The organism is Candidatus Tumulicola sp. (genome assembly GCA_035601835.1).
GTDB lineage: Bacteria > Vulcanimicrobiota > Vulcanimicrobiia > Eremiobacterales > Eremiobacteraceae > DATNNM01.
Genome location: DATNNM010000018.1, coordinates 1 through 14218 on the forward strand (window position 1 = coordinate 1; position 14218 = coordinate 14218).

Here is a 14218-nt window from a genome sequence, read left to right on the forward strand (position 1 = left end):
GTACGCGTCTTGGCGTACGCTTCGAATTCCGGGTCGACGCCCTGTGGCTGCAGGGCCTGCACAGCCATTGTTACTTGATGTTGCCGATGATCTGGTACAGCGGCAGGAAGACTGAGATGACGATGAAGCCGACGATGAAGCCCATCACCACGATCAACATGGGCTCCAGCAGCGACGTCAGCGACGCCAACATGTACTCGACCTCGGTATCGTAGAAATCGGCGATCTTGGTCAACATGCCGTCGAGGTTACCGGTCTCCTCGCCGACCGACACCATCTGGGTGACGAGCGGCGGGAACATGCCCGACAATTGCAGCGGCACGGCGATCGATTCGCCTTCGCGCACGGACTCGCGCACTTTATTGACCGTCTCAGCCACCACTTCGTTGCCCGAAGCCTTGCCGACGATCTCGAGCGCCTGCATGATCGGCACGCCTGACTGCAGCAGCGCGCCCAACGTGCGGCAGAAGCGCGAGATCGCGACCTTGCGGATCAGTTGACCGAACACGGGCAGCTTGAGCTTGAAAGCGTCGTATTGGCGCTTGCCCTTCTGCGTGGACACGTAGCGGTTGAACACGAAGTACAAGACGATCATGATCACGATCGCCGGGATGAAGACATACGGATTGCGCGCGCCGTTGGTGAAAACGATGAGGATCTTGGTCGGCACAGGCAGCTTCATCTGCATGCCTTCGAAGAGCTGCACGAAGGTCGGCAAGATGAAGATGACGAGGAACAGCACGATGAGGCTCGCCATCACCAAGATGACGGCCGGGTAGGTCATCGCCGACTTGACCTTCTTCTTCAGGTTGAAGTCTTTTTCGAGGAAGGTGGCCAGCCGGTTGAGCACGTCGTCGAGAATACCGCCGAGTTCACCAGCTCGCACCATGTTCGTGAACAGCTGGCTGAAGACTTTCGGGAATTTCGCCAGCGCGTTCGCCAAGGTCGAGCCGCCCTCGACCTCTCGGCGCACTGAGGTGATGACCGGTTTGAGTTGACTGTCCTCGGTCTGCACGCTCAAGACGTCAAGACACCGGACCATCGCGAGGCCCGCGTTGATCATCGTCGCGAACTGACGCGCGAAGACGACCAAGGCTTGCTCGTTGACGCCGCGCAGTTTTCCGAAGATGGCACCGACGTCGCTTTGCAGGACGCCGCCGGATTTCTGCGCGATGCCGGTGACGTAATAGTTCATCTCGCGGAGCTTCGCGCGCAGCATGCGCTCGTTCTCCGCTTCGATGACCCCGTTGACCGACTTGCCGCTGGCGTCTTTGGCCTGATAGGCGAAACTTGGCATTACTTATGCTACCTCAAAGTTTTGCGTTTTGTCCAACCAAGATGATGATGAGCAGTACGAGCAGCCATGCGAGTGATTGCATTGCGTTCCGACCCCCTCTTTTCCGGGGCTAAAGCCCCGGCACTACAACTAGACGCCCTCGATGAGCTTGCGCAGCTCTTCGGGGTGCATCGACGCGGCAAAAGCTTCTTCTGCCGTGACCATGTGTTTGCGTACGAGATCGCGCAGCGACATGTCGAACGTCTGCATGTGCATGCCGCGGCTGGTGACGATCGCGTTGTTGATCTGGTGAACCTTGTTCTCGCGGATCAGGTTGCGGATGGCGGGCGTGGCCACCATCACCTCGGCCGCAGGCACGCGGCCGACGCCCGACGCATGCGGCAACAGCCGCAGGCACACGACCGCCTCGATCACCGAGGCGACTTGTACGCGGATCTGCTGCTGCTGGTGCGCCGGGAAGACGTCGATGATGCGGTCGATGGTCTGCGCCGCGTCAGATGTGTGCAAGGTGGCGAACACCAAGTGACCGGTTTCCGCGATGGTCAGCGTGGTGGAGATCGTCTCCATGTCGCGCATTTCGCCGACCAGCACGACGTCCGGGTCTTCGCGCAGCGCGGCGCGCAGCGCGGTGGGAAACGTGGCCGTGTCCTGTCCGACTTCGCGCTGGTTGACGATCGACATCTTGTGGAAGTGGAGGTACTCGATCGGGTCCTCCATCGTCATGATGTGGCGCGCCATGCTCGAGTTGATGACGTCGATCATGGAGGCGAGCGCGGTCGACTTGCCCGAGCCCGTGGGCCCGGTGACCAGTACGAGACCGTGCGGGCGGGAGACCAGGTCTGCCATCACCGCCGGCAAGTTGAGGGTGGTCAGCGCGGGCACTTGTGACGGGATCGCGCGGAACACCGCGCCGATGACGCCGCGCTGCTTGAACGTGTTGATACGGAAACGGCCAAAGCCTTTGAGGCCGTGCGAGAAGTCGAGCTCGTTGGCCTTCTCGAAGCGTTCCTTTTGCGGATCGGTCAAGATGCTGTAGACGAGCCGCTTGGTGTCGTCCGGCGTGAGTTTCGGGAATTCGGTCGGGGTCAAGCGGCCGTCAATGCGCAAGATCGGCGGTAGCCCGACGCTCATGTGAAGGTCCGATGCGCCGCGCTCGATGGTCACGCGCATCAACTCGTCCATGCGCAGTCCGAGGAGGTCGCTTACATTTGCTGCCACGCTAGATATCTCGCTCTTTCCCGCTCAACTGTCAAGGGTACGTCGCCACGGCATAAGTTGCCAAGGCAAGCCCTGCCTCTTCTTCTTCTATCGGCTATTGCGCCCGTTCTTGTAGGCCTGAGGCTTTAGCCCCGGTCCTCATCGCTATGAACACCGGGACGGCGAATATGACCCCCGTCAAAGAAACGAGCGCCCACGTCGACTGGATTGCCAGCCCCTCGAGGATGTACCGCAGCGGGATGAGCGCTGCGAACCACCAGGCATACACCGCCCAGCGACCGGTCGCCGACACTGCCGGCGCCAGCCACAACAGATACCAAGGATGGACGATCGGCGAAGCCCATATGAAGCCGGTCACAGTTCGCCATAGGTGCGCGAACGACTGATCCTTGACGAAGCGGATCGCGGACCAAGCCGCGACGCAGAGAAAGCCGAACACGAGCAGGAGCTGGATCAAGCGCGGCCACGTGAGCACGCCGACCAGCGGCAAGGCCGGCACGCCGCCGAATACCGGCAAGCCCGCGGTGCCGGCCGCGAAGAACGGCCAAGACAGCAGCCAGCTCGGCGACATCGCGAGCACGTTGATGTTGCCGGACGCGGCATGCAGCGTGCTGTCGCCCAGCCAGAACGGTCTGAAGCACAAGGACGGGATGGCGATCGCGAAGAGCCCGCACAACACACCCGCGACCGCAGACTTGCGCCAGGCGATGGCGATCAGAAACGGCAGGGCGAGAACGGAGACGTACTTGATCGCCACCGACGCGCCCAGGAGCACGCCGGCGAGCAGCGGCAGCTCGTCGACGAGCGCGAATGCCCAGGCCGCCGGCGCCAGCATGAGGATCTCGTTGTGGCCGCCGACCGCCGTTTCGTACAAGACCAGCGGATGGAACGCGAAGAGCGCAGCTCTGCGGCAGCGTTCCTGAGGCGGCTCGCGACGCAAGACGTACAGCAAGGCCGCCAACACGAGTGCAGCCGCGGCGACCGCGAGCGCCCGGTACGACCAGGCTTGCCACCACAGGCTCGCGCCTGCTTCAAGTCGTGCGATCCCGCCCGCCATCAGCGTCCACAGCGGCCCATACGGGTCACCGTACGGCGGATTTTTCGTGTAGCCCGCGATTTGCGCGATGACCTGGTCGCCGGCGGCGACCGGCGCCGCCCCAAGCGCGTACGGATTCAGTCCGTGCAGGCCATACAGCCGCCCGTACATGACGTAGTAGTAGAGATCGCCGGAATGCACCGTTGAAAAGGAAGTGAGGACCGCCGCCACCGCTATAAAGGAAGCGACCACGAGAGCCGGACGGCCTGCCACGCCGAGCGCACGCGCCAATTGCCAACCGGCAAGCGCCAGACAGGCGAGCATGCCCCAAAGCGCTGCGAGCACCGGCCAGCCGGGGTAGGCCGATTGCACGAGGTGGATCGGCAGCGTGAAGGCATACGCCACGTCGTAGCTATGCGAAGGGTCGCGGAAGAACTCACTCGCCACTGCGAGCCGCTGCTCGGCCCAGCCGCCCGCGAGCGCGATGGCGATCATCGCCGCGATCCAGATCCACAGGCGCATCAACGTTTCTCTTCCAAAGCATACACGGTGACGGAATCAGCGCTGAACATCCGCCGGAGCACACCCGCGCGTTCGTCGGCCGCCAGCACACCCCAGTCGATTCCGGTGGGCGTGCGTCGCACGTACGCCGGGTGAGCGTTGACCACCATGTACGTGAAGCCTGCGTCCATAAAGTCTTGATAGCGGCGCTTGGCGGGCGCTTGCCAATCCACGTCCCAGCGCGCTTGATAAAACGGATTCGCCCAAACAGTATTCGACCCGAAGTAGTAATCGCGCACATCGTCGAGCGCGACGATCTTCGCTCCCGGCGCCTTCGCGCCAAGCCATTCGGCCGCGCCGTACGTCTCCAAGCGTGCCCGCAGGTACTGTGCACCGGTCTCGGCGTGTGCGAGGTACGCGAACGCCGGCGCCAGGCTGTTCGAAGCCTCGTTCTCGAGCGCAGCGAACCAATTCGAGGCCACGCCGAAGACGCACAAGCCGAGCAGCACGGCGCAAGCGACGTTGCGCAGCCGGGGCGCCGCGTCCACTGCGCCGGCTGCGGCGATGATCGACATCAGGCTCAAGGCCGGAAGCAGAAAGCGCCACTGTTGCGTCGTGACGAACCACACGGCGGTCAGCGCCATGCCTACGAGCGCGAGCGAGCGCGTGCGCCGCAGCAGCGCGACCGCGGCGATCGCCAAGATGCCGCCCAGACGAAGCGCGTAGCCTGGATCGCCGCAAAACGAGCGCGGATCCGCGACAAGACGCCAGGGCAGCAGGAAGGCATCGCGCAACGACGTGCCGCCGCCGCACCAGTGACGCGTCATCTCCAGATAGCGCTGCCCGAAGGCTTGCAGCTCAGGCGAAGCGCCGAAATTGGCGACGAAGAGGGGGTACAGCGGATCTCCGGCAAGCGCCCACGTGCGCGCGTACCAGCCGGCCGCCATCAGCGCGAATCCGATCCCGAAACCGCCGAGGCGCGCGCGCCACTGCGCGGGCGCTAATGCGACGGCGAAACCCGCTGCGATCGCGCCAGCCGGCAAACCCGGATACTTCGACGCCGCCGCTGCTCCCGCGAGCGCGCCGCAAAGCACGCCGAGAGAAAATCCGGACTTCGCTCGGAACGCTACATTTCTGTCGTCGTTTTTGTCGTCGCTCTTGTCGCCGGCGAACAGCGGCACGGCCAGGGCGGCGACCAGAAACAGCGCGAACGGCACGTCGATGTAAAACGTCGGCGCAAGCCACAGCCACAGCGGACTGGCGGCGAGCAGCGCTGCGGCGATCGGGCCGGAGCCCGGCGCGAGGCGTTGCGCGATAACGCCGCACAGCATCACCAGCGTGATTCCGGCGCCCAACGTCGCGAAAGCTGCTCCGGCGCTTCCCGCGATGGCGTATGCAGGCAGCGCCGCCGCTTCCGAAAGTTGCGGGAAGGCGCTTTGCACCATCTGCTGGTCGAAGCCGAAGGTTCCCCGCTCGAGCGCGCGCGCCACCAGCGGCAAGTGATAGGCGATCGGATCCCACCACACCGCGGGCAGCGCGGCGGCGACAGCCGCAGTCGTAATGGCCGCGCCGACGATCGCGTACGCGCACTTGTCGAGCGCCGTTCCGTCGCGCCAGCTCGCGCCGAGCGCCGCGAACAGGCCGGGCGTCTGAGCCATCATCCTTATATGCGCGGGAGCGCGCGCGAGCGTGAGTATCACCAGCAGCGCGATCGCAGCCAGGCTGCTCGCGAGGTGGGCCAGTCCGAGCAACGCGACCGCCGAACCGATGAGGGCGTAACCCAAAGCCGCCCCGACGAAGCGCGCGTGGCCGCCCTCGACATCGGGAAGCAGCTTGGCGATCGTCCACGAACCAAGGTCGGCGGCGAGCGCCCACAACCACGCTGCGGCGACGACGCCGCACGCGAACCTGATCCCAAAATCTCCCGCGTCCAGCCAATGCATCTAGGCGGGCTCCGAGGCAGCCCGGCGCAGCCGCGCGATCAGCACCGGCCCGAGCAAGAACGCGCAGGTGAACGCCACCTGCAGGGGCAGCGGGAAACGGTTCTGTGCCACCGTCTCGAGCGGGTAGCGCAAGAATACAAGCGCGGCGAACCACCAGGCGTAAGTCGCCCACGCGCCGCCGCCTGCCATCGCCGGTGAAAGCCACAGCACGTACCACGGGTGGATCGCGGGCTGCGTCCAGATGAGCGCCGCGATCGTGCGCCACAGAGCGCCGGCGCGGCCGCGTTGCACATACTCCCAGATCGAGACCAGCGCGATGATCGCGAACACGATCAAGAAACCGTTGCGGATCGGGTTGACGAACTCGACCAGGCCCGCCGCGTAGTAGCGATATTCGACCGTCCACATGGGCGACATCGCAAGCGCAGGCGGACCACCACCCGGCGCCGCGCTCTGCACATGAGCGGCGCTCCAAAACGGCACGAAGCATACGAGGGGCACGGCGAGCGCGAGCAGCGACGCGAGACCTGCGCGCAGCCAACCCGAATGGCGCGCCTTGAGGAAGAAAAACGGCAGCGCCACCAGGGAGGCATACTTTATGGAAATCGATGCACCGAGCAGCAGCCCGGCGTACAGCGGCATCTCCTCGACCAGCGCAAACGCCCAGATGCCGAGGGCGACCATGATGACGTCGTTATGCGCGCCGACTGCCGCTTCATAAACCACGAGTGGATTGAACGCGAACGCGCCGACGCGCGAACACCGTTCGCGCCAGCTCAGACGCCGCAGGATATGCCACAGGCCGCCGGTAGCGGCCAATGCGGCGCCCACGGCGAGGATGCGCTGCGTCCACAACTGCAACCACAGCGTCGCTCCCGATTCGAGCCGTCCGATCAGACCTGCGAGCAGCGTCCAAAGCGGGCCGTATGGATCCGCATACGGCGGGTTGCTGAGCGCGGCGAGGGAAAGCTTGAGCGCGGGGTCCGACGCCAACGACAGCGGCGTGCTCAAGACGTACGGGTTGATGCCATGCACGCCGAAGATGCGCGCGTATGCCGCGTAATAGTATATGTCGGCCGATAGCGTGAGCGGAAGGAACGTCAAAGCCACGAGCAGCGCTGTTTGGATCCCGAAGAACCTGCGCCGCGACTCAGGCGAATCGGCGAGAGCGCGCGTCAGGCGCCAGCCACACAAGCCGAGCAGCAGCGCCATCGTCCACAGCGCGGCGACCATCCACCAACCCTGCGCGGCACAGTTGATCACGGGGATCGGCAGCGCGAGACCCGCCGTGCAATCCTGCGCGCCGCTATAGCCGCGGACGACGGCTTCGGCGGACAGCATCGCTGCAGCGCCCGCTGCGGCCGCGGCAAAGATCGCGACGGTCCACAACGTGGGCACAGGCTTGGCGGCGCGTGTCGGCGCGGTCGTCAATTCGCCGGCGTCTCGAGATAGCGGGAGTAAGCTTCGAGATCCGCGGCGCCATTGCGCTGCTGCGCCTGCAGCCGCTCGCGCGAGGCGCGCGCGCGCCTGCGCAGGCGCACTCCCTCCGCCCATATGAGCGCTCGATGCAACGGCGGCAGAGCGACGCACGCGGCGCGCAGCGCGAGCAATGCGCTTCCCGACACCCGCGCGTGGTAGCGGTCGCGCAGCATGAGAGCCGCGGCGCGAGAGCCTTCAGCGTCGCCGCGCACCAGCGACTTGACGCTGATCTCCAAGAGCTTGCCGCGCACCTGCGCCAAAAGGCGCCGGCGCAGTTCGGCGCGCGCGGCCGCATCGATCCGCTCGTCGCCGGCCAGAGTCCGGATCATCTTCTCATAGCCGGGCACGACCGCGACCGTTTCGTTGACGGAGTTCGAACCGGGATGACTGACGTAGGCGGCGCACGGAGCGAATGAGACCAGCATGGGGAAGCGCGCCGCGACGCGCATAGCGTAGTCGAGGTCCGAAGCCGGACCCACTTCCCGATCCAGCACCCCGACCCGATCGATGGCCTCGCGCCGGAATACGATACCGGTCCACGTCGGGTGGCGGTTGCCGAGCATGCGCAGCGCGCCTTCGGGAGGTTCAAAGGTGCCCTCCCGAGGCCAGTATGCCAACGGCACGTACAGCAGCGCGCCGTCTTCGGCGAACTCGAGCGTAGAGCCCGCGAAGAGCAGCGCGTCGGGTTGCGACTCCAGCGCGGCGACCGCGGTCTCATAGAAGTTCGGGAAGAGCACGTCGTCGTCCGACAAGAACGAGAACAGCGGCGTGTCGACGGCCCGCATGCCGAAAAGGAAATTCTCGAACGCGCCGATATTCGCCGGATGGCGATGGTAGATCACCCGCGGGTCGGCGGCGGCGATGCGCGCGACGACCGCCTCGGTTTCGTCGCCCGACGCGTTATCGAAGACGCGGACGATGATGTGACGGTAGGTCTGCTCCAAAACGCTGCATATCGCGCGACGCAGCAGCGCCGGCCGGCGATACGTCGGGATGACGGTGGTGATGGTCGCCATCATGCGAAGAAGCTGACGACGCCGTCGATGACCCGGTCCGCGAACTCCGGCTTCATGTTCGAATGCAGCGGAAGCGTGAGGACCTCCGTCACGACCTTTTCGGTCACGGGGAGCTCAGCGCGCTTGGCGTCCGCGAAATACGCGTGCCGGTGCACGGGCACGAAGTGGATGCCCACGTCGATGGCGCGCTCCCTCAGATGGGCGATCAGCGCCTCGCGCTTGCCGCCGAGCACGCGCAGGCTATAAATGAAGGGCGAGACGTCGGTGAAATCGCTTGGCGGCACCCGCACGCCCGCGAGGGCTCCAAAGGCCTGGTTGTAAGCACGGCAAACGGCTTGCCGGCTATGGATGAATTCATCGACGCGCTTGATCTGCGAGACGCCGACGCTCGCCATGATGTTGGTGAGGTGATAGCGGTACCCGTCGCTGACTACGTCGTAATCCCAGGCCCGGCGATTCTTGTAACGTTCGGTCGTGTCGCGGTCCACGCCCAGCAGGCGGCGCCGCTGCAGACGGTCCCGTTCGTCCTCATCCCCCAGCACGACGCAGCCGCCGTCGATGGACGTGATGACCTTGACCGGATCGAAACTGAACGCGGCCAGGTCCCCGTAGCTGCCGATCTTCTTGCCTTCGATCGCCGTGCCGAAGGCGTGGCATGCATCTTCGATGACGCGCAGACCATGCTGCTCGGCCAGCCGGAACACTCCGGTCTGGTCGCACGGGATCCCCGCGAAATGCAAAGGTATGATGGCTTTCGTGCGCTTGCCGACGAGTTCGCCCGCAGATTCGCAGTCGATCCCCAGATCGTCGTCCCGAATGTCGCACATGACCACGTCGGCGCCCGTCAAGCGCACCGCTTGATGATCTGAGACGTAGTTGAACGACGGCGTTATGACTTCGTCCCCGGGGCCCACCCCGGCTGCGAGCAGCGCCAAGTGCAGCGCAGACGTGCCGGTGTTGGTGACCACGGCGTAACGTCCGTTCAGGCCCAGATACGCGGCGATCCGGTCCTCGAACTCCTTGGTCGTCGCCCCCATGCCGAGCCAACCGACATCGAGCGCGGCGTTGATGTGCTCTTTGGTGTCGGCTCCGATGTGCGGCGCGAAGACGGGAATCGTTTCGATGGCGCTTTAGTCCTTCACTCGACGCAAGTAGCCGCCGGGAGCGACCGTGATCAGCAGTCTCTCATCTATTCGAGCATCGGCTTCGAAGCGGTCGTCGGCCGCGAGAAACGCCTGCGTGGCCGTCATCGGGCTGTTCCCCCGGCCCCACGGCCGGTCGCCAAGCGCGCTCTCATCCATCCATTCCACCACGGTGTCCATCACGACGAGGTAGCTGCCTTTGGTGACGAGCGGAGCGTAGAGCCGCAGCTCCTCGGACACGTGAGCATGCGTGTGGTTCGAATCCAGCACGACCATCACCGGCGCTTTGCCCCGGGCGCGCTCTGCGACCTGCGCCGCGACGGCGGGATCGGTGGACGATCCTTCGATGAGCGCGATGCGTTTGGCAAGCGGATGCGCTTCGATAGCGGCCCGATTATGAGGCCGGATCTCGATGTCGACGCCGGCGACCATGCCGTCGCCGCCCAGCAGTTCGAGCATAGAGGCGAAGAACACCGTCAGCCCGCCGTGCGCGACGCCCGTCTCGACGATCAAGCGCGGCTTCACCTGCCAGACGATCTCCTGCAACGCGACGATGTCCTGCGGATACTGGATGACCGGCCGGCCCAACCAGGAGAAGTTATACGAGTAGCGATGCGCATTGAGCAGATCGAAGAAGCGTCGCGTCAAGCGCCGCAGCTCTTCATCCGAGGCCATGCGCGCGATGACCTCTGGATCGCGCGGCTCAGCGCTGCTCACGAGGCCGCTCCTTGATCTCGACTCGGATTTCGAATTCCCGGCCGCCGTCCTCAAAACGCACGGCCGGGTACGGTGGAAACGTCCGCGCGCGCATCAGGTTCAGCAAGTCGCGCGCATGGTACGATCGCCCCAGCTCGATGCGCGAGATCGCGTCCATCTCAGACGCGCGATGCGCGGTCGCGCGGTCGTCGTCTTGAGCGGCTCGCGGCACCGTGCCGGCGCGGATCTGCGGCCAGTGCTTGACGAAGAGGTCGACGATCGCTTTTTGCGCTTTGTCGTAAAGGCTGCGGCCGGTGTCTTCCCACGTGGTTTCGAGTCCGGACTGGAACGCGATCGCGCCTGAATCCACTCCGTCATCGAGCCAATGGATGGTCACGCCCGCCGGCGTCTCCTCGACGATGGACCAGAAATTCGGATTCTTCCCGCGATTGTACGGCAGCAGGCTCGGGTGGAGATTCAAGAATCCCAGGCGCGCGGCTGCGATCGTTTTCTTGGACAGCAGATGGGGCCACCACGCGCATATCCCGAGCTCGAGCTGGTAGCCCGAAAGTATCGCAGCCAAGCGATCGTTGTCGCCTTTGCCGATGACATGCGTGTCCTTCGCAGGCATTCCCAGCGCCTCGCTGATCTTGCCGTTCAAGCCATCCTCATCGGCGGCGTCCAGGAGCAGGCATGCCGGCCGTTCGCCGGATCGCCCAAGAAACGCCGCGACCTCGAGGCCGACCTTTCTAGCCGCCAGCAAAGCGAAGTTCACGTCAGCGCGCTTTCTGCGAGAAGCTGCGGTTCCGGGATGAGCGTGGCAAAGCGCCCGTTCCATCTCGCTATGCCGCGCATTTGCGCGGTGATCTCCGCGAGGATGTTCCACGGAAACACGACCACGACGTCGGGCTTTCGTTCAAAGATCTCTTCCGGGGCGAACACGGGCACGCGCACGCCTGGGATGAAGCGCCCCTGTTTATGGGGACTTCGATCGACGGTGTATTCGATGATATCCGTGCCGATTCCGCAATAGTTGAGGATCGTCGTCGCTTTCGCCGGCGCTCCGTAGCCTGCGAGCCGCATGCCCGTTCCCACGAGTCCTTCGACGAACGCTAGAATCCTGCCGCGCACGTCTCTCGTCCGCGCGCCAAACGCTTTGTAGACCGCTAGGGATCCCAAGCCTGCTGCGCGCTCGTGCGCCAGCAGTGACGCGACGCGCGCGGACGGCTTCGCGGCCGCGGCATGCTGCACGTGCACGCGCAGCGATCCGCCGTGCGTCGGCAATTCGTCGACGTCGCTCACCGTCAATCCGTGAGCGGCGAAGATGCGCGACGCGGTCATGAGCGAGAAATAGGAATAGTGCTCGTGGTAGATGGTGTCGAATTCCCCGCCTTCCAGCATGCGCAGCAGGTGCGGGAATTCGAGCGTGATCGTGCCGGCGGGCTTGAGGAGCGTGGCGAGTCCGGCGACGAAGTCGTTGACGTCGGGGACGTGAGCCAAGACGTTGTTGCAGACGATCAGGTCGGCGTTCGTGCCGGCCGTTCTCATCGCACCCGCTAGCGCAGTGCCGAAGAATTCCGGAAGCGTCGGGATGCCGCTCGCTACCGCTTCTGCCGCGACGTTCTTCGCCGGCTCGACGCCGAGCACGCGCACGCCGCGCTTTTGGAAACAGCGCAGCAAGTGCCCGTCGTTGCTGGCCACCTCCACCACCAGATCTGCAGGCCCGAGAGCCAGCTGCGCGGTCATCTGATCCGCATAGCGCCGCACATGCTCGAGCCAGCTGGTCGAATACGACGAGAAGTACGCATACTCGGAGAATATCTGCTCGCGGCTCACCACCTCCGGCACTTGCATGAGCCAGCACTTCGAGCAGACGTAGGCGCGCAAGGGGTAAAGCTCGTCGGCACGGTCGAGCCGGCTCCCGTCCACGAGCGCATTGGAAAGCGGCGACAGTCCGAGATCGAGCACGGCTTCGTCAAGCGCCGCGCCGCAAAACCTGCACCGGAGAGCCGTCGCGGACGCCTCCGGCCCCGTCATGGCACCGCGGCGACGCGCAGTCGCTCGATGTCGGCTTCGACCAGATCCCGCGGGTTCGCGCCGGCGCGTTGAGATTTGTGCCACTCGACGACCGAGCCCAACGCCGGCTCCAAAGGGATGTGCGCGCGCCAACCCAGCCGCTGCGCCGCCTTTGAAGAGTCCAGGCGCAACTCCGGCTCTTCCCGCAGGCCCGTTCCGCCATCATCGCTATGCTGCCAACTCGCGCCGTCACCCCAACGTTCGGCCAGAAAGTCGGCGAGCGCGCCCACCGGCCGTTCGTGATCTTCTGCCGGACCGAAGTTCCACGCCTCGGCGAATGGCGCTCCCTCTTCGCACAAGCGCTCGGCGAGCGTCAAGTAGCCCTCCAGCGGGTCGAGGACGTGCTGCCACGGGCGCACGGCTTTCGGATTTCGCACGCGCGCGGGCTTGCGGGCGATGAATGCGCTGATGACATCCGGCACCAAGCGATCGCGCGCCCAGTCGCCCCCGCCGATGACGTTGCCGGCGCGCGCCGTGGCCACCACCGCAACGGATGCGGCGGCTGCCAGCACACCGCGATATCCCGACGTCACGAGTTCCGCTGCCGCCTTGCTCGCCGCGTATGGGCTGTTGCCTCCCAACGCATCGTCTTCACGATGCCGTCGAGCATCGGGCGCAGGCGCGTAACACTTGTCGCTCGTCACCATGACAGCCGCGCGCACGCCGGCATCGCCCGCAATGGCCTGCAGCACATTGCCCGTGCCGATCACGTTCGTCTCGTACGTCGCGAGCGGCTCGAGGTAAGAGGTCCTCACGAGCGACTGCGCCGCCAGATGAAAGACCACGCTCGAGCGGGCATCGCTCAGCGCCGCGGCGACTCGGCTCGCGTCGCGGACATCGCCGCTGATCGAGCGCATGCCCCGCGCTACGTCTGCAGTCTCGAACAGGTTAGGCTGCGATGGAGGCGCGAGCGAATAGCCGGTGACGTCTGCGCCGAGGCGCTGCAGCCACAGCGACAACCACGCTCCTTTGAAACCAGTGTGGCCGGTGACGAATACCCGCCGTCCGCGCCACCAACCAGGATTCACTTCCAGACCTTCCACGGCGCCGCCCCGCGCGCCCACAAATCGTTGAGCAAGTTCTTGTCGCGCAGCGTGTCCAAAGGCTGCCAGAAGCCTCGGTGCACGAACGCGGAGAGCTGACCTTCGCGTGCCAGCCGCTCGAGCGGTTCGCGCTCCCAAACCGTGTCATCGCCTTGGATGTAGTCCATGACGCCGGGTTTGAGCACGAAGTAGCCGCCGTTGATCCAGCCGCCGTCACCCTGCGGCTTTTCATCAAAAGCTGTGATCTTGTTGCCGCTCACCGCGAGCACGCCGAATCGTCCGGGGGGCTGCGCCGCCGTCACCGTCGCCAGCGTCTTCTGTGCGCGATGAAACGCGATGAGCGCGCCGATGTCGACGTCGCTGACCCCGTCGCCGTAGGTCAAACAGAAATCTTCGTCTCCCAAGTAGCGCCGCACGCGTTTAAGGCGGCCGCCCGTTCCGGTCTGCTCGCCGGTGTCCACCACCGTCACCGACCACGGCTCCGCGGAGCTTGCGTGGACCGCGACGGAGCTTGCACGCATGTCGAACGTGACGTCCGACATGTGCAGGCCATAGTTGGCGAAATATTCCTTGATGACGTAGCCCTTGTAGCCGCAGCAGATCACGAAATCGTTGATGCCGTGGGCGGAATAGGTCTTCATGACGTGCCATAACACCGGCATGCCGCCGATCTCCACCATGGGCTTGGGACGCAGGTGCGTCTCCTCGCTGATACGGGTCCCTAAACCACCCGCCAGGATGACCGCTTTCATTCTCCTTCATGTATCGGCC

The 14218-nt window shown here is 64.9% G+C and carries 12 protein-coding genes; all 12 read right to left on the reverse strand.

Annotation, left to right across the window (positions count from 1 at the left end; genetic code table 11):
* Positions 1–70 precede the first annotated feature (70 nt).
* Positions 71–1297: a type II secretion system F family protein gene (locus VN934_11525; GenBank protein HXM19421.1), complete on the reverse strand. Its 1227-nt coding sequence runs from the start codon at positions 1295–1297 to the stop codon at positions 71–73.
* Positions 1298–1426: 129 nt separating this feature from the next.
* Positions 1427–2515 (reverse strand): type IV pilus twitching motility protein PilT, encoded by a 1089-nt coding sequence (locus tag VN934_11530; protein HXM19422.1) that lies wholly within the window; start codon positions 2513–2515, stop codon positions 1427–1429.
* A 94-nt stretch (positions 2516–2609) separates the two neighbouring features.
* Entirely contained in the window at positions 2610–4073 is a 1464-nt protein-coding gene (locus VN934_11535; protein ID HXM19423.1) for a glycosyltransferase 87 family protein, read from the reverse strand.
* Positions 4073–5995, reverse strand: coding sequence for a hypothetical protein (locus VN934_11540; GenBank protein HXM19424.1), 1923 nt, complete (start codon positions 5993–5995; stop codon positions 4073–4075). Before VN934_11540 ends, VN934_11535 begins: the two co-directional genes overlap by 1 nt.
* Positions 5996–7426: a hypothetical protein gene (locus VN934_11545; GenBank protein ID HXM19425.1), complete on the reverse strand. Its 1431-nt coding sequence runs from the start codon at positions 7424–7426 to the stop codon at positions 5996–5998.
* Complete coding sequence (locus tag VN934_11550) at positions 7423–8493, reverse strand: glycosyltransferase family 2 protein (GenBank protein ID HXM19426.1); 1071 nt, start codon at positions 8491–8493, stop codon at positions 7423–7425. The genes VN934_11545 and VN934_11550 overlap by 4 nt, the downstream gene beginning before the upstream one ends.
* Positions 8490–9614: a DegT/DnrJ/EryC1/StrS aminotransferase family protein gene (locus tag VN934_11555; GenBank protein ID HXM19427.1), complete on the reverse strand. Its 1125-nt coding sequence runs from the start codon at positions 9612–9614 to the stop codon at positions 8490–8492. Before VN934_11555 ends, VN934_11550 begins: the two co-directional genes overlap by 4 nt.
* A gap of 6 nt (positions 9615–9620) precedes the next feature.
* Positions 9621–10349 (reverse strand): cephalosporin hydroxylase family protein, encoded by a 729-nt coding sequence (locus VN934_11560; protein HXM19428.1) that lies wholly within the window; start codon positions 10347–10349, stop codon positions 9621–9623.
* On the reverse strand, positions 10336–11103 hold the full coding sequence (locus tag VN934_11565; protein HXM19429.1) for a formyltransferase family protein: 768 nt from the start codon (positions 11101–11103) through the stop codon (positions 10336–10338). Before VN934_11565 ends, VN934_11560 begins: the two co-directional genes overlap by 14 nt.
* Positions 11100–12365 (reverse strand): class I SAM-dependent methyltransferase, encoded by a 1266-nt coding sequence (locus tag VN934_11570; GenBank protein ID HXM19430.1) that lies wholly within the window; start codon positions 12363–12365, stop codon positions 11100–11102. Before VN934_11570 ends, VN934_11565 begins: the two co-directional genes overlap by 4 nt.
* On the reverse strand, positions 12362–13447 hold the full coding sequence (gene rfbG / locus VN934_11575) for a CDP-glucose 4,6-dehydratase (GenBank protein ID HXM19431.1): 1086 nt from the start codon (positions 13445–13447) through the stop codon (positions 12362–12364). Before rfbG ends, VN934_11570 begins: the two co-directional genes overlap by 4 nt.
* Positions 13429–14199 (reverse strand): glucose-1-phosphate cytidylyltransferase, encoded by a 771-nt coding sequence (rfbF, locus tag VN934_11580; protein HXM19432.1) that lies wholly within the window; start codon positions 14197–14199, stop codon positions 13429–13431. Before rfbF ends, rfbG begins: the two co-directional genes overlap by 19 nt.
* Positions 14200–14218: the final 19 nt, after the last annotated feature.